General features: G+C 46.5%; 16 protein-coding genes. 4 read left to right on the top strand and 12 right to left on the bottom strand.

The window, feature by feature from the left end; all coding sequences use genetic code 11:
- Nucleotides 1-43: 43 nt before the first annotated feature.
- The 12 genes from N2K84_RS11055 to N2K84_RS11000 all read right to left on the bottom strand — a co-directional run bounded on the left by N2K84_RS11055 (nucleotide 44) and on the right by N2K84_RS11000 (nucleotide 19,199).
- Nucleotides 44-1,996, bottom strand: coding sequence for a glycoside hydrolase family 97 protein (locus tag N2K84_RS11055; RefSeq protein WP_282591874.1), 1,953 nt, complete (start codon nucleotides 1,994-1,996; stop codon nucleotides 44-46).
- A 22-nt stretch (nucleotides 1,997-2,018) separates the two neighbouring features.
- Nucleotides 2,019-3,587 carry a glycoside hydrolase family 43 protein gene (locus tag N2K84_RS11050; protein ID WP_282591873.1) on the bottom strand — a complete coding sequence of 523 codons (1,569 nt, stop codon included), beginning with the start codon at nucleotides 3,585-3,587 and terminating at the stop codon, nucleotides 2,019-2,021.
- 115 nt (nucleotides 3,588-3,702) lie between these two features.
- Nucleotides 3,703-5,442 carry a glycoside hydrolase family 43 protein gene (locus N2K84_RS11045; protein ID WP_282591872.1) on the bottom strand — a complete coding sequence of 580 codons (1,740 nt, stop codon included), beginning with the start codon at nucleotides 5,440-5,442 and terminating at the stop codon, nucleotides 3,703-3,705.
- Between the two features lie 134 nt (nucleotides 5,443-5,576).
- Nucleotides 5,577-6,410: an alpha/beta hydrolase gene (locus N2K84_RS11040; RefSeq protein WP_282591871.1), complete on the bottom strand. Its 834-nt coding sequence runs from the start codon at nucleotides 6,408-6,410 to the stop codon at nucleotides 5,577-5,579.
- A 148-nt stretch (nucleotides 6,411-6,558) separates the two neighbouring features.
- Complete coding sequence (locus N2K84_RS11035) at nucleotides 6,559-9,207, bottom strand: glycoside hydrolase family 9 protein (protein ID WP_282591870.1); 2,649 nt, start codon at nucleotides 9,205-9,207, stop codon at nucleotides 6,559-6,561.
- A gap of 40 nt (nucleotides 9,208-9,247) precedes the next feature.
- The gene (locus N2K84_RS11030; protein WP_282591869.1) at nucleotides 9,248-9,556 is read right to left on the bottom strand and encodes a hypothetical protein; all 309 of its coding nucleotides are present in this window, start codon (nucleotides 9,554-9,556) and stop codon (nucleotides 9,248-9,250) included.
- A gap of 1 nt (nucleotide 9,557) precedes the next feature.
- Entirely contained in the window at nucleotides 9,558-10,217 is a 660-nt protein-coding gene (locus N2K84_RS11025; RefSeq protein WP_282591868.1) for a hypothetical protein, read from the bottom strand.
- A 20-nt stretch (nucleotides 10,218-10,237) separates the two neighbouring features.
- Nucleotides 10,238-12,787, bottom strand: coding sequence for a glycosyl hydrolase 115 family protein (locus tag N2K84_RS11020; RefSeq protein ID WP_282591867.1), 2,550 nt, complete (start codon nucleotides 12,785-12,787; stop codon nucleotides 10,238-10,240).
- 159 nt (nucleotides 12,788-12,946) lie between these two features.
- The gene (locus N2K84_RS11015; protein ID WP_282591866.1) at nucleotides 12,947-14,998 is read right to left on the bottom strand and encodes an alpha-glucuronidase; all 2,052 of its coding nucleotides are present in this window, start codon (nucleotides 14,996-14,998) and stop codon (nucleotides 12,947-12,949) included.
- Nucleotides 14,999-15,010: 12 nt separating this feature from the next.
- Complete coding sequence (locus N2K84_RS11010; RefSeq protein ID WP_282591865.1) at nucleotides 15,011-16,828, bottom strand: T9SS type A sorting domain-containing protein; 1,818 nt, start codon at nucleotides 16,826-16,828, stop codon at nucleotides 15,011-15,013.
- A complete protein-coding gene (locus tag N2K84_RS11005; RefSeq protein ID WP_282591864.1) occupies nucleotides 16,786-17,676 on the bottom strand; it encodes a DUF1565 domain-containing protein in 891 nt (296 codons plus the stop codon). The genes N2K84_RS11010 and N2K84_RS11005 overlap by 43 nt, the downstream gene beginning before the upstream one ends.
- Before the next feature lie 146 nt (nucleotides 17,677-17,822).
- Nucleotides 17,823-19,199 carry a beta-xylosidase family glycoside hydrolase gene (locus N2K84_RS11000; protein ID WP_282591863.1) on the bottom strand — a complete coding sequence of 459 codons (1,377 nt, stop codon included), beginning with the start codon at nucleotides 19,197-19,199 and terminating at the stop codon, nucleotides 17,823-17,825.
- A 385-nt stretch (nucleotides 19,200-19,584) separates the two neighbouring features.
- Here N2K84_RS11000 and N2K84_RS10995 point away from each other — a divergent pair, with 385 nt between their 5' ends.
- The 4 genes from N2K84_RS10995 (at nucleotide 19,585) to N2K84_RS10980 (ending at nucleotide 23,142) form a co-directional block, all read left to right on the top strand.
- Nucleotides 19,585-20,466 (top strand): AraC family transcriptional regulator, encoded by an 882-nt coding sequence (locus N2K84_RS10995; protein WP_282591862.1) that lies wholly within the window; start codon nucleotides 19,585-19,587, stop codon nucleotides 20,464-20,466.
- Nucleotides 20,467-20,653: 187 nt separating this feature from the next.
- Nucleotides 20,654-21,367, top strand: coding sequence for a pirin family protein (locus N2K84_RS10990; protein WP_282591861.1), 714 nt, complete (start codon nucleotides 20,654-20,656; stop codon nucleotides 21,365-21,367).
- Nucleotides 21,368-21,499: 132 nt separating this feature from the next.
- Nucleotides 21,500-22,069 (top strand): YceI family protein, encoded by a 570-nt coding sequence (locus N2K84_RS10985; protein WP_282591860.1) that lies wholly within the window; start codon nucleotides 21,500-21,502, stop codon nucleotides 22,067-22,069.
- A gap of 317 nt (nucleotides 22,070-22,386) precedes the next feature.
- Nucleotides 22,387-23,142 carry a DUF4197 domain-containing protein gene (locus N2K84_RS10980; protein ID WP_282591859.1) on the top strand — a complete coding sequence of 252 codons (756 nt, stop codon included), beginning with the start codon at nucleotides 22,387-22,389 and terminating at the stop codon, nucleotides 23,140-23,142.
- Nucleotides 23,143-23,149: the final 7 nt, after the last annotated feature.

Genomic DNA, 23,149 nt, shown 5'->3' with positions numbered 1-23,149 from the left:
CTCTATGAGAATCCCTGTTTTCTCCTCGGTTTCTTATGAGTTATTATTGAACGAGCAGAATCCCGCCGTTGGTCGGAATTTGCACATCAATTTCCTGTTTATTATTCAGTTTAACCGATGCCACTTTGCCGTTGAGCTGCGCATCGTCGGTGTAAGCTTTCAATTCAGCATTTGCTTGAAGCATGGGCAAATTGAGTTTCAACTTCAGGGTTTCATTCTGAGCGTTGATTCCTGCAATGTACCATTTGTCGTCTTTGCGGCGTGCCACAATCACATACTTCCCGGGGTAACCGTCAATGAATTTCACTTCGTCCCAAGTGGTTGGCACGTTTTTCATGAAATCGATGGCCCAGGCGGGTGCGTCGGTGAGGTTGTTGGGCGCCAAGGCAAAGTGCTGAACTCCGCTTTGGAAAAGCACGGCCGTGGCCAATGCAAACACGTCGGACGTTTTGCGCTTGGAACCTCGGTTGGGCGTGTTGTTTCCGTTGTAGAACTTGTTGAGCGCGCTACCGCCAAAGTCCATGCTGCCCACCGTGTTGCGGATGAATGGGTGCAACGTGGCACTGAAGGCCTCGCGGTCACAATGGTATTGGCTGAAGTGTAGGTTTTCGCTGGCCAAAATGGCTTCGCTGGCCGCATAATTGGGATACATGCGCTCCCAGCCGCGTGGCAAGGTGCAGCCGTGGAAAATAACCATGATTCCAAAGTCGTTGGCATCGATCAGAATGTCTTCGAACAACTTCATGGTCACTTGCTTGTCGCCCCCAAAGAAGTCGACTTTGATGCCTTTCACGCCAATGCTTTTCATCCAGGCCATTTCTTTGCGGCGGGCAATGGTGTTGTCCATAATGCCGCGTGGCCCCTGTGGCGCGTCGTTCCAATAACCGTTCGAGTTGTACCACAAATACAACGAAACGCCTTTGCTGGCAGCATATTTGGCCAGTTCTTCAATTTTATTGTAGCCAATTTGAGTGTCCCAAAGGGCATCCACCAGCACGGTTTCGTAGCCCATGGCCGCACTAAAATCGACATATTCTTTTTGAACATCGAACACCGTGGCGCCGTCCATTTTCATGATCCAGCTCCACGAGCCTTTGGTGTATTTGTACGCTTGCGAAGCTTCGTAAAGGGGTTTTACCACATCGAATGCAACGGTTGTTTCAACAATGGGCGTCAACGTTTCGCCCACGGTGATGGTGCGCCAAGGCGTGAAACCTGGCAACGGAATGCCCGGCGCTGCCGTTCCGTTTCCGTTGTTTTCGCCTTCCATAGGGAAACCGATGGTGTACAAACCGTTGGCATGACCCAACAAGCGACTTCCGCAGTAGCGGCTGTCAACGCCCGTTTCGGAAATAAGCACCCAACCGTCGTTGTTCACCTTGAACAAACAAGGAAAGGTGTAGCCGTTGTTTTCCGATCCGTTTTGGCCCATGGGCGCGTCAACGGTGAATTGCATTTCGTAGCTGGGCATGGTACGCGCAAAGCCTACCATGGTTTTGCTTTGTGGCGTGAGGAAGGTGGTTGTTCCTTTAGGGAACACAAAACCCGAAGCCTCTTGGTTCACCATACAGCTTTTGCGTTCGCCCTGTGGATGCACCTTGTATTGAAACGCCACATCGTTGTTGCTTACGCGAAAAATGACGTCGAACGCAGGTTTTTCATCTTTCAAAAAAGAAAAAACACCTTCGGTGGCCACATAATTCACCTTGCTTTTTTTGATGTTGGGCAAGGAATACGTTTCATCGATTTTGCGCTGTTGCGCTTGGCTGCCCAAAACAAGGCCACTGGTGAAATCGCCCACGTTGGTTTCCATTCCCAAAGGTGAATTTTCGAGGAAGGTTTTCCCGTTGTAAACCACTTTGTAAACGGCTTTTCCGTTGGTATCGGCAATGCTTACAACCAATTTTCCGTCGGGACTGCTAACGGTTTTCTCAGCAGCTTTCGAGAATCCGAATACGCAAATAAGCGCTAAAAATAACAAACCAAATCTTCTCATAATGAATATTTTACACTAAGTATCATTTTGAAATTTGATCACTAATGCGAAAGTAATCGAAATCGGCGTATCCACCCGTTGTTTTGGTAGCATAGTTGAACAATCCAAAACGGTAGCCCATGAAGTGCTCCATGAGCGTGTATTCCATTTTGAGCTCGCCGCCAATTTGTTTCCAAGCCTTTCCATCGAGGCTGTAGAAGAATTTGGCCACATCGATTTTATTCCTGAAATCGCATTCAATTTTCAAGTTCACTTTATTTTGAACCAGCGGCAAACTTTCCAATTCGGTGGGTACATCGGTTTTGTTGCTTACCATGAACAGGTATTTTTGCCCGTTGACTACTTTCACTCCCACCTGACCAAATTTGCGTTGAAACGCAGTCAATCCGGCAAAATCGCCTTCTTTCAAATTGGTGGCATCGAGCAAGGTTGTTCCGGTGCAAACCGGGCCAATGGTGCGCTGTGTGAGCGTGTTGCGCGACTTGAGGAAAAGCGAGTCGATACGACCCGTTTTCAGGCGAAGAAATCCTTTGCGCTCGGTTACCGACCACAATGAATTGTCGGGATTGTGATTCCACTGCCAAACCAAAGGCAACGCAGGTTGGCCCTTTTTTCGTTTGAACTCGTCGTTGGCCACAATGCCGGGCATCAAGCCTTTGCTGGCAGGCAGGTCGAGGGTTTCGGGCACTTTGCCATCGACACCCAACACCGGCCAACCATCTACCCATTTCATGGGAACTAAGAATGGAATGCGGCCAACGGAACCATGATCCTGGAACAAGTAGGCAAACCACTTGCCATCGGGCGTATCGATGATGCTTCCCTGCGCCACCCCTTTATCTTGAAGCGCAATGCGGCCTTCCCAAGGTCCCATTAGGTTGTCGGCACGATGAACCAAAACGGTGCGCATACCGCCACGTGGCCACGAAATGTTGAACAAATAGTACTTCCCGTTGTGTTGAAAAAGCTGTGAACCTTCGGCTTTCAGCATATTCGGTTCGGTTGGTGCACTGGCATTTTCGATGAGCACCTGATTGATCCCACCTTCTTTCACGCCCGTTAAATCTTCGTTCAGCTCAACGATTTGCAATCGACCACCACCGGTGATCAAGAACGCACGGTTGTTGTCGAAAACAAGCGTACAATCGTGATAACCTGGCGAAAACGAATTCACTTTCCAATTGCCTTTTTCAATATCGTTGGTCCGAAAAATGTAAGTTTTATCGGTTGTTTGGGCATAGGTTGCGATGTAGTACGTACCCTTGTGATAACGCAAACTGCTGGCCCAAGTGCCTTTTCCGTAATTGCTTTTTCCGTTCACAAGGCTCAAGGCATCATCCTCGCCCAACCGATCGTAGGCATAGTTGAGCATTTCCCAATTCACCAAATCTTTCGATTTCATAATGGGAACACCGGGGCACATGTGCATGGTGGTGCTGGCCATGTAGTAGGTATCGCCCACGCGGATCATCGACAAATCGGGCACATCGGCAAAAATGATTGGATTTTCAGCCTTTTGAGCCTGAGCAAATATTATATTTACAAATAACAATGCTGACAGGATGATTAGACTACCACTTTTGATTTTCATTTCATTTAGTTTACTGATCTGCAATACAGGTGTTTCGCTCTAATTGGCAGGATACCAAAATTACGTCGAACCTGCCAATTGAAAAACGTGAATATTTAAACAAACTATACCAAAGTTATTCAGGAACAGCATCGTTGGCCGAAGTCGCATACAAGCCCAGCAAACAACCGGTGAATCCACCAACTACATTGGTCGAGAGAATGTCGCCCGACACAGTACCTCCTAAATTTACAAAATCAGTTCCGTTAATCGAATAGCTGAACTGGTAGTCATCGCCATGGGCCTGCACTTTTAAGTGAACCGGATTGTTGATATCAATAACCGTGCTGGCCACAATTTTTGACTCCACCTGGCGACTTCTTCGCGGCCGTTCATTCCGTTCGAGTAAAAGACAGTATTCATCGCCCATCTTCGTCACTCCAAAAACGTAGTTCGAGTGTTCATTCTGAAGCGCCACAATACCCGCCAAATCCTTTTCCGACGCTGGCTTGTAATCGAGTGTGGTTTCAAACGAAAAGTTTTTATGCTGCTGACGGTGGAACAAGGTTGACGTGGGTTTCACTTCCTTAATATTGACTTCGAAAGGCTGAATCAGCAAACCTTTTTTTGTAAGCGTCATGAAATCTTCGCGAGGCCCTCTCAAACCAATCCAACGATAGTCGAGCTTTTCGGAACTGAAATCTTCTTTGAAAGTAAAATTGCCATTGGGAAAGAAACCATCCCTTCCAGCTTTGTTTTCAACACCTTCGGGCATTTTCAACTTGGGTTCCATGGGAACCAAACCGTTTTCGAATACTGGAAACTCGCCCGACCAGTCGACCGGCAAGATAAAGGTTTCGCGGCCCGTGTTCACCCGGTCTTTTTCGTTGGGGCGAATGGCCAGAAATACACCATAATACTTGCCGTCAGGACCTTCGACAAGATCGGCGTGGCCTACCCAATCAACTTTATTTGCTCGTTCTTGCGGAAAATAGCGTTGGGTCAGGATTGGATTGCTGGGTGCCGGTTTGTATGGCCCCCGGGGATGGTCGCTGATGAAAATCACTTCGCTGTGCCAGCCACCCGTTCCGCCTTCGGCACACATCAAATAGTATTTGCCATTTTTCTTGTAGATATGAGGTGCTTCAATCCAAATGGGCTTTTCAGACAGGTCAACTCCCCCATCGACAATAATCTTGTCAGTTCCGGCAATCACCTGGTCGTTCTCCACATCATAATCCCAAATTTTGATCACCCTATGTCCGTTGTACAACTCTTTTCCCTGGTCGGGCGCATCGTTATGAACAACGTAGGCTTTTCCGTCTTCATCAAAAAACATCGACGGGTCGATCCCATTGAATGTTAACTTAATCGGGTCACTCCAGCCTTCAAAAGGATCTTTGGTTTTCACCACGATATTTCCAAAATCACCCGCAAACTGGGTGGTAATCATGTAAAAGGTATCGTTGTTCGGGTTGTACTTGATGGCCGGAGCATACACACCCGCACTAATACCCGTGTCGTGAACCTTTAACTGCGACTTGCGGTCCAGAACGTGCCCCACCTGGTTCCAATTCACCAAATCGTTGGAATGAAAAATTGGAACTCCCGGGAACATGGCAAACGACGAGCTCACCAAAAAATAGTCATCGCCCTTACGCGTGATGGCCGGATCGGGATAACAGCCCTGTAAAATCGGGTTGTAGAATTCGTCGGCTTCCAAGGGATTATTCTTATAAACATCATCGTCGCCGGTGTAAACAACTTGACTAAACAGGGGAATATTATCGCTCTTACTAGTTTTTTTCTTCTTGTTTTGACTAAATCCAGCCACGCTAACTAAAATCATCAAAACAGACAGTAATCCAACTTGCATTCCTTTTAGGGACGTTCGCCCACGATATTTTACGCTCATCATCTCTAACTAAATTTATTTCTTTATAATCAATTATTTCATCTCTGTGGAATTGGCCTCAACAGCTGGCCTCTTCAGGAATATCATCCATCAACTTAAAAGATCAACTGCACGTAATAGTACAGATCATCTTTCCAAACCTTAAAATCGTGATAACCATTTGGGATGACCCGATAAATATGTGGCACTTCCCTGGCTTTCAGGTATTCGCTTGTGCGTTTACTTACATGGAGCAGGCCATCCTGATCTCCACACGAAATGTATAACAGTTTCAGTTGGTTACGGGCATTCTCCGGATCGGGTACAAGATGCTCCGGCTGTTTGGTGTTGGGCGCCGATGAAAAACCACCAACCCAGGCAAATTGATCGAGGTTGCCCAGACCGAAGTTCAGCGACTGCCCGCCTCCCATCGACAAACCGGCAATGGCCCTATGCTCCCGGTCTTTCTTTACCGGATACGTTTTCTCAACGAATGGAATCAAATCGTCCAGCAAATCCTGTTCAAATGTGGCAAATGCCTGCACTTTGTCAGGCGCCATGATGTTTCCGGCAGCGCGGTCATCCTTCATGGCACGGCCGTTGGGCAACACCACAATCATTGGTTTCAGTTTTCCATCGGCATACAGGTTGTCAAGAATGATGTGTGGGGCGCCCTGATTGAACCACTCTTTTTCATCGCCACCAATGCCATGCAACAAATAAAGCACCGGGTACTTTTTGTTTTTCGAAAAACCCGGAGGTGTATAAACAAGTGCCTTTCGGTTGACGCCAACAGTTTTTGAAGCATAAACAATCGTGTCAATTTTTCCCTGCGCAATGCCTTCGCGATTCATGTCGAAACCTTGAGGAGCTTGTTTGGCCGGGCCTTGCGAATAACCAGTCAGGCCAAACAGCAAAAAAAAGAAAACAGAAAGAACGATTTGTTTCATAATGGGTTTAAGTTAGTTATACCGGAATACTTGAGAAACTGACCACTTGGGCTGTTCATCGTAAAATTAGGGCATTAACGTATCGATGAATATCAATTTTAGATATATGATTTTAAAGTTTGGATAATTGAACAACTTATTTCTATAACTACTCCTTGATCATATCAAGAACGGCATTCGCGAGGACAATATATTCGGCAGAGCCCCCAATGGTAACTTCATTTTCACCCCACAAAAATGGCCAATCATCCTTATTCTCGAGGAAATCCGGTTTCAACAACAGCAGTCCCGGGACTATTCCTCCGGCAATGGTTGTAAAATCGGCCCGGTTAATTCCATAGGCAACCTTTTTGGAACGGGTTCCAACGGCATTGACAAATGAGATATTTGAATAGGGGTGACATCCAAAAATAAAGTTTAGCCCTCTGAATACATGTTCCCTATCAATAATGGCGGGGAAAGCCTTGTGCGCATAATAGTTTGTAATGGCTGCATTAACGACCATTCCGCTTCCGCCCCAACCGCTGCGCGATATCGGCAAGCCATAGGGGTTGTTCTTCTCCATTTCATCGACAGATGCTTTGTATTTCAAAATATAGCTTTCCAATTTAGCTTTATAGTCGTCATTCATATAAGGTATGGCTTTCAAGGCAGGATTAAGGCTTCGGCTCGCAAAAAACATTTGACCGAAATCGCGCCCTTGACCGGATTGATCAAGTATTGTCCAGATCCTTTCCTCAAAGCGGTCTAAGTATTTCGTTTCTTTGGTCGTAATGTATAACTGTAGTACCGTATTTAAATCTGCACCTCTGGCCATCAACCTCATCCAAGATTCATCGGATTCATTGCCGGAATTCTTCACGGCTTCATCAGCTTCTTCCAACAGCTTTTTGGCGTAGGCCAGGCACTTGTTTGCAAGCTCATCGTTATAGCCCTTTAACGCCCTGCTTGCAGCAGCCAGTGTCGCTGCGGTCTGGTAATCCAAATAGGAACTGCGGTTGGTAAATGCCCAGCGATCGTCGGGGGTACCGCTCGATACGCCATCGGTTTCGTAAGGCTTAAGATCTGGATTATACGGAAGGTTATCCGTTTCAGTCGAAGCATCCCCCAGGTGGTGGTACTGATGCAGGTTGGGTACAATTATCCCGCGAACCGGATGACCGATATTTTCAACCTGCGCAACCAGGTTCAATACACCATGTTCAATTTGTTGCAAAATATCAGGTTTACCATCCGGACGATGGATGTCAACATAGCGCGTTTTCTGATCGATGTAAGTTTGATCCCGCTGCACATTGAATTCCTCCCATAGTTCGACAAAACTGGAAATAACACTGTTGTGCGAACCAGTTTGGATATCAAAGTCTCCGGCATCGAACCAGCCACCAACGGCCATTCCGGGAATCCGTTCCAGGGGTTTGTACTTCGTGTCAGTTGTTGGCCCCTGCGAATAACCATCGAAATGCTGATGGTTCAACGGAGCCTGCAGGCAATCATCTTTATAGGGCTCGCCATGCCATACACGATAGGCCTCGTTCACCTGCATATGGTCCATTTGAACCGGGAACCAAACATCGAGGGTCGGGTGCCAGGTTCCGGCGTAAACATCAGGCCCAATCGGGAAGATATTCGTTCTTTGATCGCCATACTGAATGCAATAGACTCCCGGTTCTTTTACCGCGCTGAAATCAAATTTCGCGTAATTGTAGCGCAGGTAATCCCCCCATTCAACCACATCGCCTTTAAATGCTTCAACAAATTTTCCATCTTCATTAACCTTGAAAACAGACGCTGTTTTTAGAGGATTATCGTTTTTGTCCAATTCAATGATGGCGACCTTTTCCTGCTGAGGCACGTATCCCACCTGGGAAAATCCAACGACCGGTGTTCTTATCCAATCCGGCATGGCATTGGGTTCGAGGTACCAGGTAAGTACTTTCCCTGTTTTACCGGCGGGGAGCAGACTTCGCACAATAAACCATCCGTTTTGGGCTACATTTCGGCCATCGAAAAACATCAAATCGGCATCCATGCTTTTTATGGTTACAAAGCGTTCCGGATCTTCAGGAGCTAAAACCATGATTTTCCCGGTAGCCAACTGATATGGCACAATAAACTCGTCCCTTCCCCGGTCTTCGAAAGTGTTATGACCGGCAAATTGCTTTATTTTTTTGCTCCCGGGTTCGATTCTTGTATTACTGGAAGGATATTTGGGAAAAACTCCCGGTTGTCCATCCATCAGATATGACCTTTCGAAGTAAGCCGATGGTAAAAACTCGAGGTTAAAACCGGCCTGTCCTTCCAGTTTCTCAGGGAGTGGTTCATCCAGAAAAACGCTTATTTCCAAGCCTTTGCCTTTGGAAGAAACCAGCAATCTGGAATTAAAATCAAGATCCTCGTAGGTTAACGTCACCTCAATCGAGTTATTCTCCCGGTTTACCTTCCTATCGACAACTTTTGGCACAAGGTCCCACTGCTCAGGTGTATTCTGCAGCCGGATAGCGCCGCCTGTTGAGGTACGAACTCCGTGCTGAATAATCTCAATTCCTGCTGTTTTTTCATCGAAAAACATGCCGTTGTACTCACTGCTAAAAACAAGCACATTTACACCTCTGGTCTCAAAATACTCCAGATCGTTCACTTGCATCTTTTGCCCGAAACTACTCATCGGACCCACAGCTGAAACAAATAGCAGCAAGACCACAAAGACCAATTTATTTAATGTTTTCGAAGTACGGCCGGAATAGATCTTCTGACCGACCAGGCGAAAATTAATACGTTTGATTACCTTATTCATTCTAATTGATTTATTAGGTTAGTAATTTTTGGTTCATGTTTTATGTCTGGCGGCTGCGGCGTACCCTAAGGCTGTCACGCTCCAGCAAATCATCTAAATTGTAAAGCGGTCGCTCCCGGTCGTATGGGATAGGGCGGCGGCTAAATTGCCGGAAATACTGCAGGCAGGCATCTTTCCATTCCTGTGCATCGCGACATTGCCGGCGCAATTTACTTTGAACCTCTGAAAAGCGCTGTGCATCAACATAAGGCTGCACTTTGTCCCAAGTTTTTTGAAACTGGCGCACTTCGTTTACACCTTTGTCGTACGTATAGCACAATTCGTCCCAAAGAATGCGCCCGTTTTTCATTTTATAGTCCCATGGCAAATGATGAAACCACAATAGATACATTCCTTCTGGTCCAAACCATGGGCCAGGGCCATAATGCGTATGATTGAGCCCGGGAAAATGTGGTGAAACCCAGCGGCATGGAGTAATTCACAGCGGCTTCACGGCTCTTGAGCATCATTTGCTTTACCGGTTCCAGAAAATTCAGGTTTCGGCCGATTGCCGGAAATGCTGTTCCAGGATCTTCACCAACCGGGCCAAAGGTGAGCTTTAACCACTCCCCGGCAATCTGGTCACTGCCGATGGAATTGCTCCAAGCCTGCCGCCCAAATGCATACCAGTTGGCCTGGGCAAAATGAAGACCACACCAGTTTGCCTCCAGCCCAATATTTGAAACACCCGCAATTACACTGTATTTCTGATTAAAAATGCTACCGTCGGTCGTGCGAGCATCGGTACTTCCGTCACCTTCCTGATACGTATCGCTTTTAAAAACCTCTTTCCACATGGCAGCCAGATAAACCAATTGAACTGAATGTCCAAGATATTCCTGGGTTATCTGCAACTCAGGCATAACAGAAGTCTTTTTCATGGCCCCGAAGAGAGGTTGAAGATGAAGCGGAATATGTGCCAGCATAAAGAGCATGCTGGCACATAAAACAATATTATTGAATCGCTTCATTCGTGTATAATCAACAATGGTTATCTTTTACTAGGCGACTCATCACCAAACAAATACGATTTTTCGTAACCGCCAAAATCGACTACTATCTTTTGAAATACAATTCCGGGATCCAGCGGAGTGAGCGTCAACACTTGCATGCCATCGGCCGAAGCGGGCACGTCCAATTTCACCGTTTTCTCAACCACCCTACGGGCTACGGTTGGATAGAAAATGGAATAAATGTTTTCGGGTTTCTCGTTCAAATCGGAATTGAAGTTAACGGTTTGCGCCTCGCCTCCATTGAAAGCTACAGTATATCTGTGCCCGTCCAAATTGGCAAAGGCCAAAGTCGATTTCACAACTACATGAACCGTAACCGTTTTCACATCGGCAGGAAAGTTCATTTTATAGGAAATTGAAGCACCTTCAACCGACTGATAATAAGGCATCACAGCCATTCCGCTTTGCGTGCGGCCATGAAATGGAATCACTGTCCATTTGGCATCGCTGGCATTTTTCAATTCGAAATAATGTTCGGCTTCGATTGAAACGTACCCATTGCTTGGAGCAAAAACATAGTTTCCAACAGCGGTTTCGGGGTTCTCGATCCGGAAAATTTCGGGTAATTTATTCGCCCTGAATCGATCATCCCACATCGTATAGCCAATCTTCTTTTGGATCATCATCCCATTCCACTTTCCGTTGGCCATCACGTTGTTGTAATCGTACTCCAACTCGGCATCGCGATTAAAGGTGCGCTCCACGTTGTCGGCCCAAAAGTTGGCCTGTGGGTTGTTTTCGGCGAACAACTTGTGGTTCATGGCTTGCGAATAGTACATTTCATAAAGATTCGCAGTAGCTTGTACCGGAAACAAAATCAACTGTTTGTAAGCATCGCGATATTCAGGTTTCAAGGTTAAATATTGACGCAACGCTTCTGTTTCAAGCTTTAAATATTCATCCGACACCTTTTTCCATTCACCGGTTTCAAGGTTGTATGTACGGCGGTCGAGCATTTCGGGCGTTACGCGTCCGTTGTATTTGCTGTACAAATTGAGGATACGCATGGCCTCGTCGGCCTGATCGGCTCCAAACTGCTGTGCACAAAACGCCCGTGGATGCTCCAACAAGTTGGCGGCTGTGTATTGTGTTGGGTTCCAGGCCATGTCCAGGAACAAAGTGATAGGATATTCCATGGGTTTGATGTCACCCACGTTGAGCACCCAAAGTTTGTCTACTCCGTAATCGTAGGTAAGTTGCAATTGCTCCCACATATGTTGAATGGGTGTCACATTGAGCCATTTGGTGTTACGCGGTGCGCCCACATAATCAACGTGGTAATACATTCCCCAGCCACCTGGATGTTGGCGTTCTTTGGCATTGGGCAGGCGGCGCACATTGCCCCAGTTGTCGTCGCACAACAGCATAATTACATCGTCAGGAACACGCATGCCAGCGTCGTAATAATCAAGCACTTCTTTGTACAAAGCCCAAATTTGGGGCGTTTCACTGGCCGGACGTTTGGTTGTTTTTTCAATTATTTTCCGTTGGTTTTTAACCACGCGTTCAAGCAATTGCACATCGGTTTCTTTCGACATGGCTTCGTCGCCATCGCCACGCATGCCAATGGTCACAATGTCCTCGGTGCCTTTCATGCGCTCAATTCCTTCTTGGAAGAATTTGTCGATTACTTTTTGGTTCGTGGCATAGTTCCAAGCACCGTGTTCTTGGCGTTTCCGAGTCCATTCTTGGTGGTTTCGTGCCATGGGTTCGTGGTGCGAAGTCCCAATAACAACGCCCATTTCGTCGGCCACTTTGCTGTTTATCGGATCATCGGCATAAAACGCCCAGCTCCACATGGCTGGCCACAAATAGTTTCCTTTTAGGCGGAGAATCAACTCAAACACACGCGCATAAAAATTATGGTCGCCGTAGTTGGTTCCGTAGGTGTTTTTCACCCAAGTTGTTAAACACGGCGCTTCGTCGTTGATAAAGATGCCCCTATATTTTACGGCAGGTTCACCTTTGGTGTACGTTCCGGGAACCACAAAAATGCTTTCTTTCTTTTGAACAGGCACATCGGCCCACCAGTACCAAGGCGAAACGCCCATTTGTTCCGACAGGTCGTAAATGCCATAAATGGTTCCGCGCTTGTCGCTACCTGCAATCACCAAGGCGCGTTCAACACCCGGCATGGGATTGTCGATGGTTTTGACAATGAACTTTTCCCACTTACCTTTCAGCTCGTTGACATCGAGCAACTTCTTGGCAACCAAATCATCAATCAGTGCACTTTGCCCAACGGTACCGGCAATGATAACGTTTTTGGCACTGGCAATTTTATCATAAACAAGCGTGGGTTTTTTCCTCGTAACCTTCAGAATATCTTCTTGCAAATCATTGAATGCGCGAATAACACCTGGATAATCGGTTGAATTGATAAGCATTTGTGCCGACTCCTGAGCCGTACTCACGGGGAAATAACCACTCCCTCCGCTCTCCGACACGTATTTGATTCCGTTAGCAACTTGAGCAAAAGCAGCACAGAAACAAAACATTACAATAAAAGTAGCTGATAATTTTTTCATAAAACAATATATTTTAAAAATGATTTCCGAATATATACTCCACGACCTATGCCGAAACAATCACTTCATCGGAGTCTGTTTTTCTCTTATTGCTTCGCACTCTTTTGAGTATTTCCATTGCTGTACGACGTGTGTCGTTATTCCTTGTATTTTAGAGCCTTATGGCCTATCCATATCGTTTTTCTTTATTTCGTCCAAATTGTGTATCGGGCGTTCAATGTCGAAAGGGATGGGTTTCCGGCTGAACTCCTGAAAGTAAAGCAAGCAGGCGTCTTTCCAAATTTGTGCATCGTGCGCATGGGTGCGCAATCTGCGTTGAACCGCATCAAATCGACCTGCATCGACATAAGGTTGCGCCTTGTCCCACACAACCTGAAATTGACGCACCTGCTTTACTCCTGAATCATAACGGTAACAGATTTCATCCCACAAGGTATTGCCATTCTTCATTTTATGATTCCATGGTACATGATGAAACCATAAGAGGAATTCCTCGGGACAGGTCTCCAAATTCCCGTAAATCGATTTTAGCGGTTCGTGGTATTGAGCCACGGCATTACTTCCTGTAATTGTTCGGTTGAAGCCCACACCAATCGTGTCGGCATTATGATAGTAGGGCATCGTCCAATCCTTTCGCACTCCATCGCGTTCCCACCAAGGCCCCGGGCCGTAATGGTGCGATGCCTGAAAAATGTGATGAAAACCAAGTGGCATCATATAGTTAACCGATGCTTCGTAGCTTTCCAACATCACTTGCTTAATAGGTTTCAGGAAGTTAACCGACCAATCCTCTGGAAGTGCTACTCTTACGTTGGTTTCAGGATTAAAAGTGAGTTTAATCCATTCGTCGGCTATTTGATCGCTGGTCAGCTGGTTGTTCCATGCCATGCGACCATAGGCGTACCAGTTGGCCTGGGCAAAATGATGGCCGCACCAGTTCGTATCCGTTCCGGTATTGGCAACCCCTGCAATGGCTGTGCGATGTTTAAAAATAGAACCATCGGTGCAACGGGCCACCGTGCTACCAGTCCCTTCCTGATGGGTGTCGCTGTGAAAAAACTCCTCCCACATGGGCGCCAAATACACCAAATGCGTGGAGTGCCCAAAGTACTCTTGCGTGATTTGCAGTTCGGGCATGATAGCGGTTTTTTTCATGGCGCCAAAAAGCGGGTTGAAAGGTTCGCGGGGTTGAAAATCGATTGGGCCGTTTTTAACCTGAACAATCACATTTTCGCGAAACTGACCATCGAAAGGAACAAATTCGGCATAGGCCTGCTTGGCCCGATCGTCTTCCTCTGAGCTGTACACAAAAGCTCGCCACATAATGATGCCGCCATAGGGTTTTACGGCATCGGCCAGCATGTTGGCACCATCGACATGGGTGCGTCCATAATCCTGTGGTCCGGGTTGGCCTTCGCTATTGGCCTTAACCAGAAAACCGCCAAAGTCGGGGATCAGGGTATATATCTCTTTAACCTTTTCTTTCCACCAGTTAATCACCTCGGGGTTCAAAGGGTCGGAGTCTGACAATCCCCCGACTATTTTAGGCGATGAAAAATTGATGGAAATATACAGCTTGAGGCCATACGTACGAAGAATGTCAGCGATGGCTTTAACACGTTCAAGCCTATCGGGGCGCAAAATATCGGGCGATGCATTTACATTGTTAATCGCCGCACCGTTTATGCCTATAGAAGCATTGGCACGGGCATACTCCGTCCATATTCTTTTATCGTTCTCGGTAACAACAAGTCCGTTTTCTCCTGTTCGCCAAAAAATAGACTTCCCGGCATAGCCCCGCTCAACCGAGCTATTGAGATTGTCCCAATGATTGAGCAAACGAAGTTCGTACGAAGGATTGTAAACCTTCTCGCTTACGGTTTGATGTGTTTGCTGCTGGCGCAACAACTCAAATACGCCGTATAAAATTCCCAAATCGGTATTAGCCTGAATTTTATCGCTACTTAACAGGAACCCATCGCCAATAATCCGCTTGTCCTTCTTCACCAATAAGTTTATTGTTGCATTCTCTTTACCCTGCCAATTGTTCAGCAATTCTTGTTTCGCAACATTAAAAATCGTTGATTTATGAGATCCCACGACATTAACAGGGCTTGCAAAATTATTGCGCAACCACAGACCGCTACCGTCTTCGGCTTTCAGGCCTGAGGCTATAAGCAGTAAAATGAAAACACAAACAGACACTCTCATAATCAACAGTTTTTAATCTTTAATTATTTTTCGTACAATAGTTTGATGTTGACCAACTATTCTCACTAAATAAATGCCCCTCTTGAAGTTGGTCATGTCGATTGTTTTGCTTGCCGCATTTTCTGCTGCCTGATACAATACTTGTCCATTACTATTGAAAATACTGATCGTTACGGGCGAACCAGGCAGTGAAATATGGAGCACGTCGTTTACCGGGTTTGGATAAACAGCAACAGTTAAGGACTGTACCAAATGTGCAGCAGTTGTTGTGCAATTGCCTGCATCGGGGCCCTGTCCATCGGGGGCAGCATCGCCATTGGTAAGCCATAGCTTATCGAGTTTTGCGCCATCTTCGCGGTAGCCAATGGTTAAAGTATGGGTGCCCGCACTCAAATTATACGAATTCGGATAAGCAAACCATTCCCACGAGCTTGAAGGCCCAATTCCGTTCCACGAATCAAACGACCCACTATTCATTTTTAGCCAGAACGAGTCATCGTTTGCATTCGGGCAAATAACCCGGGCATAGAGCTTATAGCTTCCGGCTTCACTTATTTCAAATGAATAAGTAATTAAACCCGATGCGTCTGTGGGAGCATTGTCGTTACTGTTATTGCCCGATTTTATGGTGACGTATTTTCCGTTCGAAGCGTTGTCGTCCGTTTCGGTGTTCCAAAGCGAACCAACAGCGCCACATTCGGCTTCGAGCCAGATGCCTGAAACCTCTTTCACCGTAACTACAACTTCATCTGAGGACGAATTTCCATCCCCATCTTCTAAAGTAAGTGTTATGTTATGGGCACCGATTGGCAGTGTTACGGTCGGCGACTCGCCGGTGGCAATCTCTACCCCATTAATTGTCCATATATACGTGGTTACTGTACCCAAAGGATTTTGGCTGAGGGAGCCATCTAACGTAACTACGGCATTACCTGAATTGCCGCTTTCCCATACTGTTTTATCCAAACCTGCATAAGCTCTTAACTTAGGTATCTTGTTTATTCTCAATACATCCAGATTCCTTGCACCGGGAACGGCATTGGTAACATTGCTGATACGGAAAGCGACCAATTCATCAAAATCGGCATCGCCAATTACATCAACAGAAACTGTTTTACTGGTTTCGCCTGGCTGAAAAACGACCGTAGTGCCCGACAATGTAAAGTCTTCACCGCTCAAAGCATCGCCGGCCACAGGAAGAATATCGGCGCTGATTGTACTGGCTGCGGCTTTGCTCAGTTTTATTGCCAATTGTACTTGACCGCCCCTGTTTGATGCCGAAATTACCTGATCGAAATAAACCTGTATGCCGTCTGTTTGCAGGTTAGCGTCCCAACCAAAGGCAGTTTGTGGATACACCGCAAAAGCACCCAGATCCAACCCGTTATCGCCGGCCCCTTTGGCCGGGCTTCCAGCTTGTAGATTAAAATCTTCGGAACCGGATACAGTACTCATAAACAAGGGATCGACCGAAAGCCCGTTGGTTTCGCCAACTCCCGCTTGAAATTCGGCCACCGAGACTGCTTTGCCCTTAAACTCTATCGAATTGGCCTTATCGGCGGTGAACCACAGGTTGTTGCTAAAAATGTGGGGTGCATTATTCAGCGCCTCTTGTGTGAATTTCAGATTATAGCCCGTGTTGTTGAAAACGATGTTGTTCCGGAACTCGTCGCGCCATGATTTGTGGACCGAAAAACCTGTTTCGTTATTATAGGCCACATTGTTTACCCAGCGTGGGTCGAAGGTCCAACCGGTGGTTTCGTAGTAGGCAGTCATGTAACCTACACTCATTTCGACACTGATGTTTTCCTGCACCACATTTTTGCGCACCTCGACTCGTTAAAAACAAGCCCGCTGCCTTTTCGTCCAAAATTCCGCAGTACAACATTGTTGCTGCCGTCCCTGTCAAGCCAAATATGGTGCACAACATTTTGGGCACTGTTAAAGGCAATTACGTTATTCCCGTCCGACATGTCCTGCACGTCGATGGCACGCGAGTACAAGTATTGACCACCCCAACTGCGCAGCTTTCCCTTGAAATCGATAAACGTATTGTTGCACACCAAGTTGAGGGTGGTTTGTTGCGAATTGACATTGATGCCGTCGCCCGTAATGTTTTTGAAGTAGTTATTGCAAACCACATTTTTCGTTGAGTTGAACAAAGCCACCATCTGGTTGCCATCCCAAGTGCCCACCTCGCTGTTTCCTAGGTTTTCGAAACGATTGTTGATCACAACGTTGCCTGTGCCGGAACTGATATAGATGCTTGCCCTGCCATATTGGAAATCTTTGAACTGAAACCCTTCGATCCAAATATAATTCCTGTTCGACAATTGGAAAACCGGGGTATTGTCACTGATCGAAGTCCCTGGATGTTTGATGATCACATCGCCGGTGCCAGGTTTGGGTTTAAAAACAATCATGGCATTTTCGGTGCCCGACGACTTTGGGGTGATGTTTTGTTCGGTGTAAGTTCCCTCGGCAACAAATACGGTGTCGCCCGCATTTACCAAGGTTGCTGCCTTGGCAATGGTTTTAAACGGTGCAGCTTCCGAACCGTCTGCTGTGTCGTTACCTGCCGGCGACACATAGTAATTTGTAGCGAAAGTTGTTGCCCAACATAAAAGGAAAAGAACCGCAAAAGCAAGTCTTCCTATTTTCGAATAGTGAAAAATCATCTTTCCTTTTTTAAAATGAATCACATACGTCATAATATCCATAATTTTTATTCACACTGCTAAAATCTACCTATAACACCCATGAAAAACGGATAGAATTTTTATTCCAACCATTTACGACAGGTTAAACAGCTTCAATGCATACTTCACATGGCCCCCAGCTTATCAATACCATGATTCGAAGTTGCATACAAACCAGTCATGGTTCCTACAAAACCTCCGGCAACTTGGGTGCTAGGGATCGAAGCATCGGCATTTTCAACCAAAATCTTCGAAACTTTCCCATCGATGCTGTACGAAAAATTGTATTGGTTTCCATCGCCTTCTACTTTTATTTTGATGGAAGCCTTGCCTGCATTTCCCTCCAAAACCTGAGACGCAGGTACTTGTTCGTGATCTTTTTCAATGCGATAAAGCACTTGGTTTTCCTTTCCTTCAATCAGAGTTTTTCCGAACAGGAATTGATATTTTTCGTTTTGGAATAAAGTCGCCCCGGCAAAGTTGGCATCGGTTGCGGGTGTAAAACTCAGCTGGGTTTCGACCGAAAACCGAGCACGTTGCTGACGACACATGACAACCGCCGGAGATTTTGCTTCTTCGATACTAACCGCCAATGGCTGAATAGACAAACGGCCTTCACGAATGGAGTGAAACTTTTGTTGCGGCATACGCACAAAAACCCACGAATGATCGAGCGTGGGATCGTTGTACTGTTGCCCGTAGGTGAAATTTCCTGTGAGATAATTGGTTTCGGGCTGAAGCCCTTTCTTTTCGACCACGGTTGGCCCGGGCAGTGCTTTTCGAAGAATACTTGAAAAACCCTTCTCCCATTCAACGGGCAGCAAAAAGGTTTCGCGCCCGGTGTTGCACATGTAGTTGCCGTCGTAAGGTCTTGTGCCCGAAAACACGGACCACCACTCGCCTTCGGGCGTTTGGATCAAATCGGGATGACCGGTGCAGGCCATCATGGCAAATTGATCGAGCTTGCCCAAGCTGAAGTTGAGCGACTGCCCGCCGCCAATCGACAAACCGGCAATAGTCATAAACTCGCGGTCTTTCTTTACCGGATACGTTTTCTCAACGAATGGAATCAGGTCATTCAGTAAATCCTGTTCAAATGTGGCAAATGCCTGGACTTTATCGGGCGCCATGATGTTTCCGATGGCGCGGCCATTGGGCAACACCACAATCATGGGTTTCAATTTGCCATCGGCATACAGGTTGTCAAGAATGATGTGTGGAGCGCCCTGATTGAACCGCTCTTTTTCATCACCACCAATTCCATGCAACAGATAAAAAACCGGGTAGTTTTTGTTTTTCGAAAAACCCGGCGGGGTGTAGACCAGCGCTTTTCGGCTAGCACCAACCGTTTTTGAAGCATAAACAATCGTATCAATTTTTCCCTGCGCAATGCCTTCGCGAACAAGATCGAAACCTTGTGGGGCTTGCTGGGCCGGGCCTTGCGAATAACCAGTCAGGCCAAACAGCAAAATGAAGATAGCAGAAAGAACGATTTGTTTCATAATGGGTTTAAGCTGGTTATACCGGAATACTTGAGAAAATGACCGCTTGGGCTGTTCATCGTAAAATTAGGGCATTAACGTATCGATGAATTTCAATTTTAGATATAAGATTTAAAAGTTTGGACAATTGATTTATTATCTGAAAAGAATTTCAGCCAGAGTAGGATGCCTATTCGCTCCGGGCATCGGAAAACTGAATCGGCCCGACTGAAATACACTAATATTATTTTGCCGCTTGATTGGAGAAGCTATATTTTGTATTATATATCCGCAGTATTTACTAGCAATCGGGCATTACCGATCTCATAGGCTCTGTTTCCGCGTTTAAACCTATTCCCAAAAAATGTGTTTGAATAAACCGAGTTGAAGATTATATTTGAAAACAATGCACAACGAGATAACGACATACGGACTGACAGATCTCAACGGTGCGCCGGTTGAATTTATTCTGAAAGACATGGGCGCTCTGTATGAAGCAGCAACCGGCGAAGCCGACCGTCCGCACCGGCACGATTATTTCACCATCCTGCTAATTGAAAAGGCAAGCGGCAAGCACATCATTGACTTCCAGGAATACCAACTATTTGATCACTGCCTGTATTTTATTTATCCGGGACAGGTGCATCAGCTGATTGCATCTGAGAAACCCACCGGCTGGGTGCTCAACTTCAGCAAATCATTTTTGGTGCACAACAATATTTCCGACCAGATGATCAACGATGTGTACTTGTTCAACAAACACGGCGAAACGCCGCCACTGCCCGTCAACGAAACTGATTTTCAGAACTATAAAAACCTGGTCTGGCAAATCAGCCAGTACCGCGACCTGGAGTTGGATTATAAAAACGAAGCGATGGGCGCCCTGTTGAAACTGATCCTGATCCACAGCAACACGCACTGCACGCTTCATAAGGAGAAGAACCCGCAACGCCTTGAGGCTGGCAACCAGTTGGTCCGCCGTTTCAAGAAGCTGATCGACCTGCATTACAAAGAGCTTCACAAAGTGTCGGACTATGCCGATAAACTGTTGGTGACCAGTGACTACCTCAACAAATCGGTCAAGTCGCTTACCGGCAAATCGGCCAAGGAGTACATCCTTGAACGGATTTTGGTAGAAGCCAAACGAGTTTTGCTGTTTACCGAGCTCAGCAACAAAGAGCTGGCCTTTGAGCTGGGCTTTGAAGAGCCTGCCCATTTCAGCAACTTCTTTAAAAAATACAACGGCCTTTCCCCCATCGACTTTCGCAACTCGGCCCGGCAGTCTTGATTGATGACTGATGACTGACGTCTGATGACTGATGACTGATGACCGATTACTGATCAACCATCCCGGATTTTTACAATCCCAATCCTGATTTTTGCAAGGTAAAAGACATTTTTGTCTGTTATTTTTGTACCATGAATTCATCACAAAGCCGCCAGGCTTGAAAAATTAAAAAAGAAAGGATTAGCTGATGAAAACAATTTTGCACAAATCAGAAACACGGGGCCACGCCAATCACGGTTGGCTGGACACCCACCACACCTTCAGTTTTGCCAACTATTACAATCCCGAACGCATTCATTTTGGTGCATTGCGGGTACTGAACGACGACACCATTGCCGGTGGACGAGGTTTTGGCACACACCCGCACGACAACATGGAAATTATTACCATCCCCCTTTCGGGCGACCTGGAACACAGCGACAGTATGGGAAACACCGCGGTGATCAAAGAAGGTGACGTACAGGTGATGAGCGCCGGTTCGGGCATTTTCCATAGCGAATACAACAAAAACGCCGACAAGCAGGTGAGCCTGCTCCAGATCTGGGTGCTCCCCGAACGAAAACAAGTGACACCACGCTACGACCAGATTTCGCTGAGCGATTTGGAAAAAGAAAACGAATTCTACCAAATTCTTTCGCCAAACCCGGATGACGCGGGTGTGTGGATTTACCAGCAAGCCTGGTTCTGCATGGGCAAATTTTCAGAGGATAAAACGCGAACGTACCAGCTCAAAAATGAGAACAACGGCCTGTATGTTTTTGTGATCGACGGAAAAGTCAACGTAGGCGGAAATAGGCTGGAAAAACGTGACGGACTTGGGATTTGGGAAACACAAAACATTGAGCTCAGTCTAACAAAAGGCAGCCAGGTGTTGTTAATGGAAGTACCCATGCGGTTTTAAAAAAGTTATTGGTTATTAGTCATTGGTCATTAGTTAAATTGCCAATATACATTAGTAACCCACTAATAGCCAGTGAGACCAATAGCCGGTAACCAGTAACAAATAAATATTAACTCATAAAAATGATTAAAAATGAAAACAGTTAAATTAGTATTGATTACAGTGATTTTAGGAGTAGCGGGCACGCTGAATGCCCAAGTATTAAAAGCCGATGCCGTTAAAACGGAAATTACCTGGCTGGGTAAAAAGGTTACCGGCCAGCACAATGGTACCATCAAGTTAAAAAGCGGAGAGTTGACGATTGACGGGAATGCGATCTCCAACGGAAATTTTGTCATTGATATGACCTCAATTGCTTGCACCGACATCACCGACCCCGAAACCAATGCCAAACTGGTTGGCCACCTGAAGTCGGACGATTTTTTCAGCGTAGCAAGCTACCCGGAAGCCAAATTGGTAATTTCAGAGAACGCCACATTTAACGGGACTACGGCCAAGGTAACAGGCAACCTGACCATTAAAGGGATCACCAACCCGGTATCTTTCGAAGTTAAGAAAGAAGGGAACACTTACCAGGCCGACATCACCGTTGACCGCTCAAAATACAATGTCCGCTATGGTTCCGGCTCGTTCTTCTCGAACCTGGGCAACAACCTGATTTACGACGAATTTGTACTGGGCGTGAAATTAGTGGTGGAATAATCATCCGCGATTTCTGATCTGCATCAAAAACATGCTGATTCCAATCGCTTTGAGTATATCTTACCCAAGAATGAGTTACTAAAAGGAATTGCCTGCCTGTACCTGTTATTTCAGGGTTTGCCGGTCATTTCCAGGTCGTTTTGCAGGGCGTCGGTGCTTTCCGTCGCCCTTTGCAGTTTTTTTTTGCAAAGCGATGCTGAAAATGATCAGTCATTTAAAACAGCAGAAAGTGCAAATCGCAACGCCTACCAATCCCGGAAAATAGATATTGTGATAACCTATTTTTGCAGTATCTTGTTGGCAGAAAAAATACAACTATGAAACGCATCCTATCCCTATTCGCCCTTTCCGCTTTGCTGTTGGCTGGCTGCGCCGAGTTACAGCAAGTGGCCCAAACCATTTACAACGAAGAACGTCCGCTCACCCAGACTGAAATCATCGCCGGACTTAAACAGGCGCTAACGGTGGGTGTTGATAGCTCGGTGGCCAAACTGGCTGCCAGCAACGGGTATTTGAACGACTTGGCCGTGAAGATATTGCTACCCCCGGAAGCAGAAGTGATCACCAGTAACTTGAGCAAACTGCCAGGTGGACAGCAAATGGTGGACAAAGTAATTACCGGCATCAACCAGGCAGCCTCGGATGCAGCCAAAGAAGCAGCTCCAATCATTGCCAACAGCATCAAATCGATGACCATTCAGGATGCGGCGGGCATCCTCACCGGGGGCGACTATGCTGCTACCGATTATTTGAAACGCACCAACTACGACGCCTTGCTCAAGCTGTATCAACCAAAAATTGAAGGTTCGTTGGACAAAAAGCTGGTTGGCAACCTGTCGGCACAACAATCGTGGGACGAGATGACCGGCAAATGGAACCAGGTGGCCGGCTCACTGGTTGGACAAGTGGCCAACCTTCAAACCGTGGAAACCGACCTGAGCGCCTACCTCACCCAGCGGGCATTGGACGGACTGTTCCTGAAAATTGGCGAAACCGAGAAAAACATTCGCCAAGACCCGGCAGCCCGGGTAACCGAACTGTTGAAACGTGTGTTTGGCAAAACAAACAACTAAAATACAT

Origin of the sequence: Gaoshiqia sediminis (assembly GCF_025907915.1) — a bacterium.
GTDB classification, from domain to species: domain Bacteria; phylum Bacteroidota; class Bacteroidia; order Bacteroidales; family Prolixibacteraceae; genus Gaoshiqia; species Gaoshiqia sediminis.
This window is presented reverse-complemented; position numbering and strand designations above follow the sequence as displayed.

Excerpts from the sequence above, each read along its gene's own strand:
- N2K84_RS11015 (WP_282591866.1), bottom strand. The coding sequence starts at position 14,998 with ATGAGAGTGTCTGTTTGTGTTTTCATTTTACTGCTTATAGCCTCAGGC.
- N2K84_RS11045 (WP_282591872.1), bottom strand. The coding sequence starts at position 5,442 with ATGCAAGTTGGATTACTGTCTGTTTTGATGATTTTAGTTAGCGTGGCT.
- N2K84_RS11050 (WP_282591873.1), bottom strand. The coding sequence starts at position 3,587 with ATGAAAATCAAAAGTGGTAGTCTAATCATCCTGTCAGCATTGTTATTT.
- N2K84_RS10995 (WP_282591862.1), top strand. The coding sequence starts at position 19,585 with ATGCACAACGAGATAACGACATACGGACTGACAGATCTCAACGGTGCG.
- N2K84_RS10985 (WP_282591860.1), top strand. The coding sequence starts at position 21,500 with ATGAAAACAGTTAAATTAGTATTGATTACAGTGATTTTAGGAGTAGCG.
- N2K84_RS11005 (WP_282591864.1), bottom strand. The coding sequence starts at position 17,676 with ATGATTTTTCACTATTCGAAAATAGGAAGACTTGCTTTTGCGGTTCTT.
- N2K84_RS11000 (WP_282591863.1), bottom strand. The coding sequence starts at position 19,199 with ATGAAACAAATCGTTCTTTCTGCTATCTTCATTTTGCTGTTTGGCCTG.
- N2K84_RS11020 (WP_282591867.1), bottom strand. The coding sequence starts at position 12,787 with ATGAAAAAATTATCAGCTACTTTTATTGTAATGTTTTGTTTCTGTGCT.
- N2K84_RS11030 (WP_282591869.1), bottom strand. The coding sequence starts at position 9,556 with ATGAAAAACGGGCGCATTCTTTGGGACGAATTGTGCTATACGTACGAC.
- N2K84_RS11055 (WP_282591874.1), bottom strand. The coding sequence starts at position 1,996 with ATGAGAAGATTTGGTTTGTTATTTTTAGCGCTTATTTGCGTATTCGGA.
- N2K84_RS10980 (WP_282591859.1), top strand. The coding sequence starts at position 22,387 with ATGAAACGCATCCTATCCCTATTCGCCCTTTCCGCTTTGCTGTTGGCT.
- N2K84_RS10990 (WP_282591861.1), top strand. The coding sequence starts at position 20,654 with ATGAAAACAATTTTGCACAAATCAGAAACACGGGGCCACGCCAATCAC.
- N2K84_RS11035 (WP_282591870.1), bottom strand. The coding sequence starts at position 9,207 with ATGAATAAGGTAATCAAACGTATTAATTTTCGCCTGGTCGGTCAGAAG.
- N2K84_RS11025 (WP_282591868.1), bottom strand. The coding sequence starts at position 10,217 with ATGAAGCGATTCAATAATATTGTTTTATGTGCCAGCATGCTCTTTATG.
- N2K84_RS11040 (WP_282591871.1), bottom strand. The coding sequence starts at position 6,410 with ATGAAACAAATCGTTCTTTCTGTTTTCTTTTTTTTGCTGTTTGGCCTG.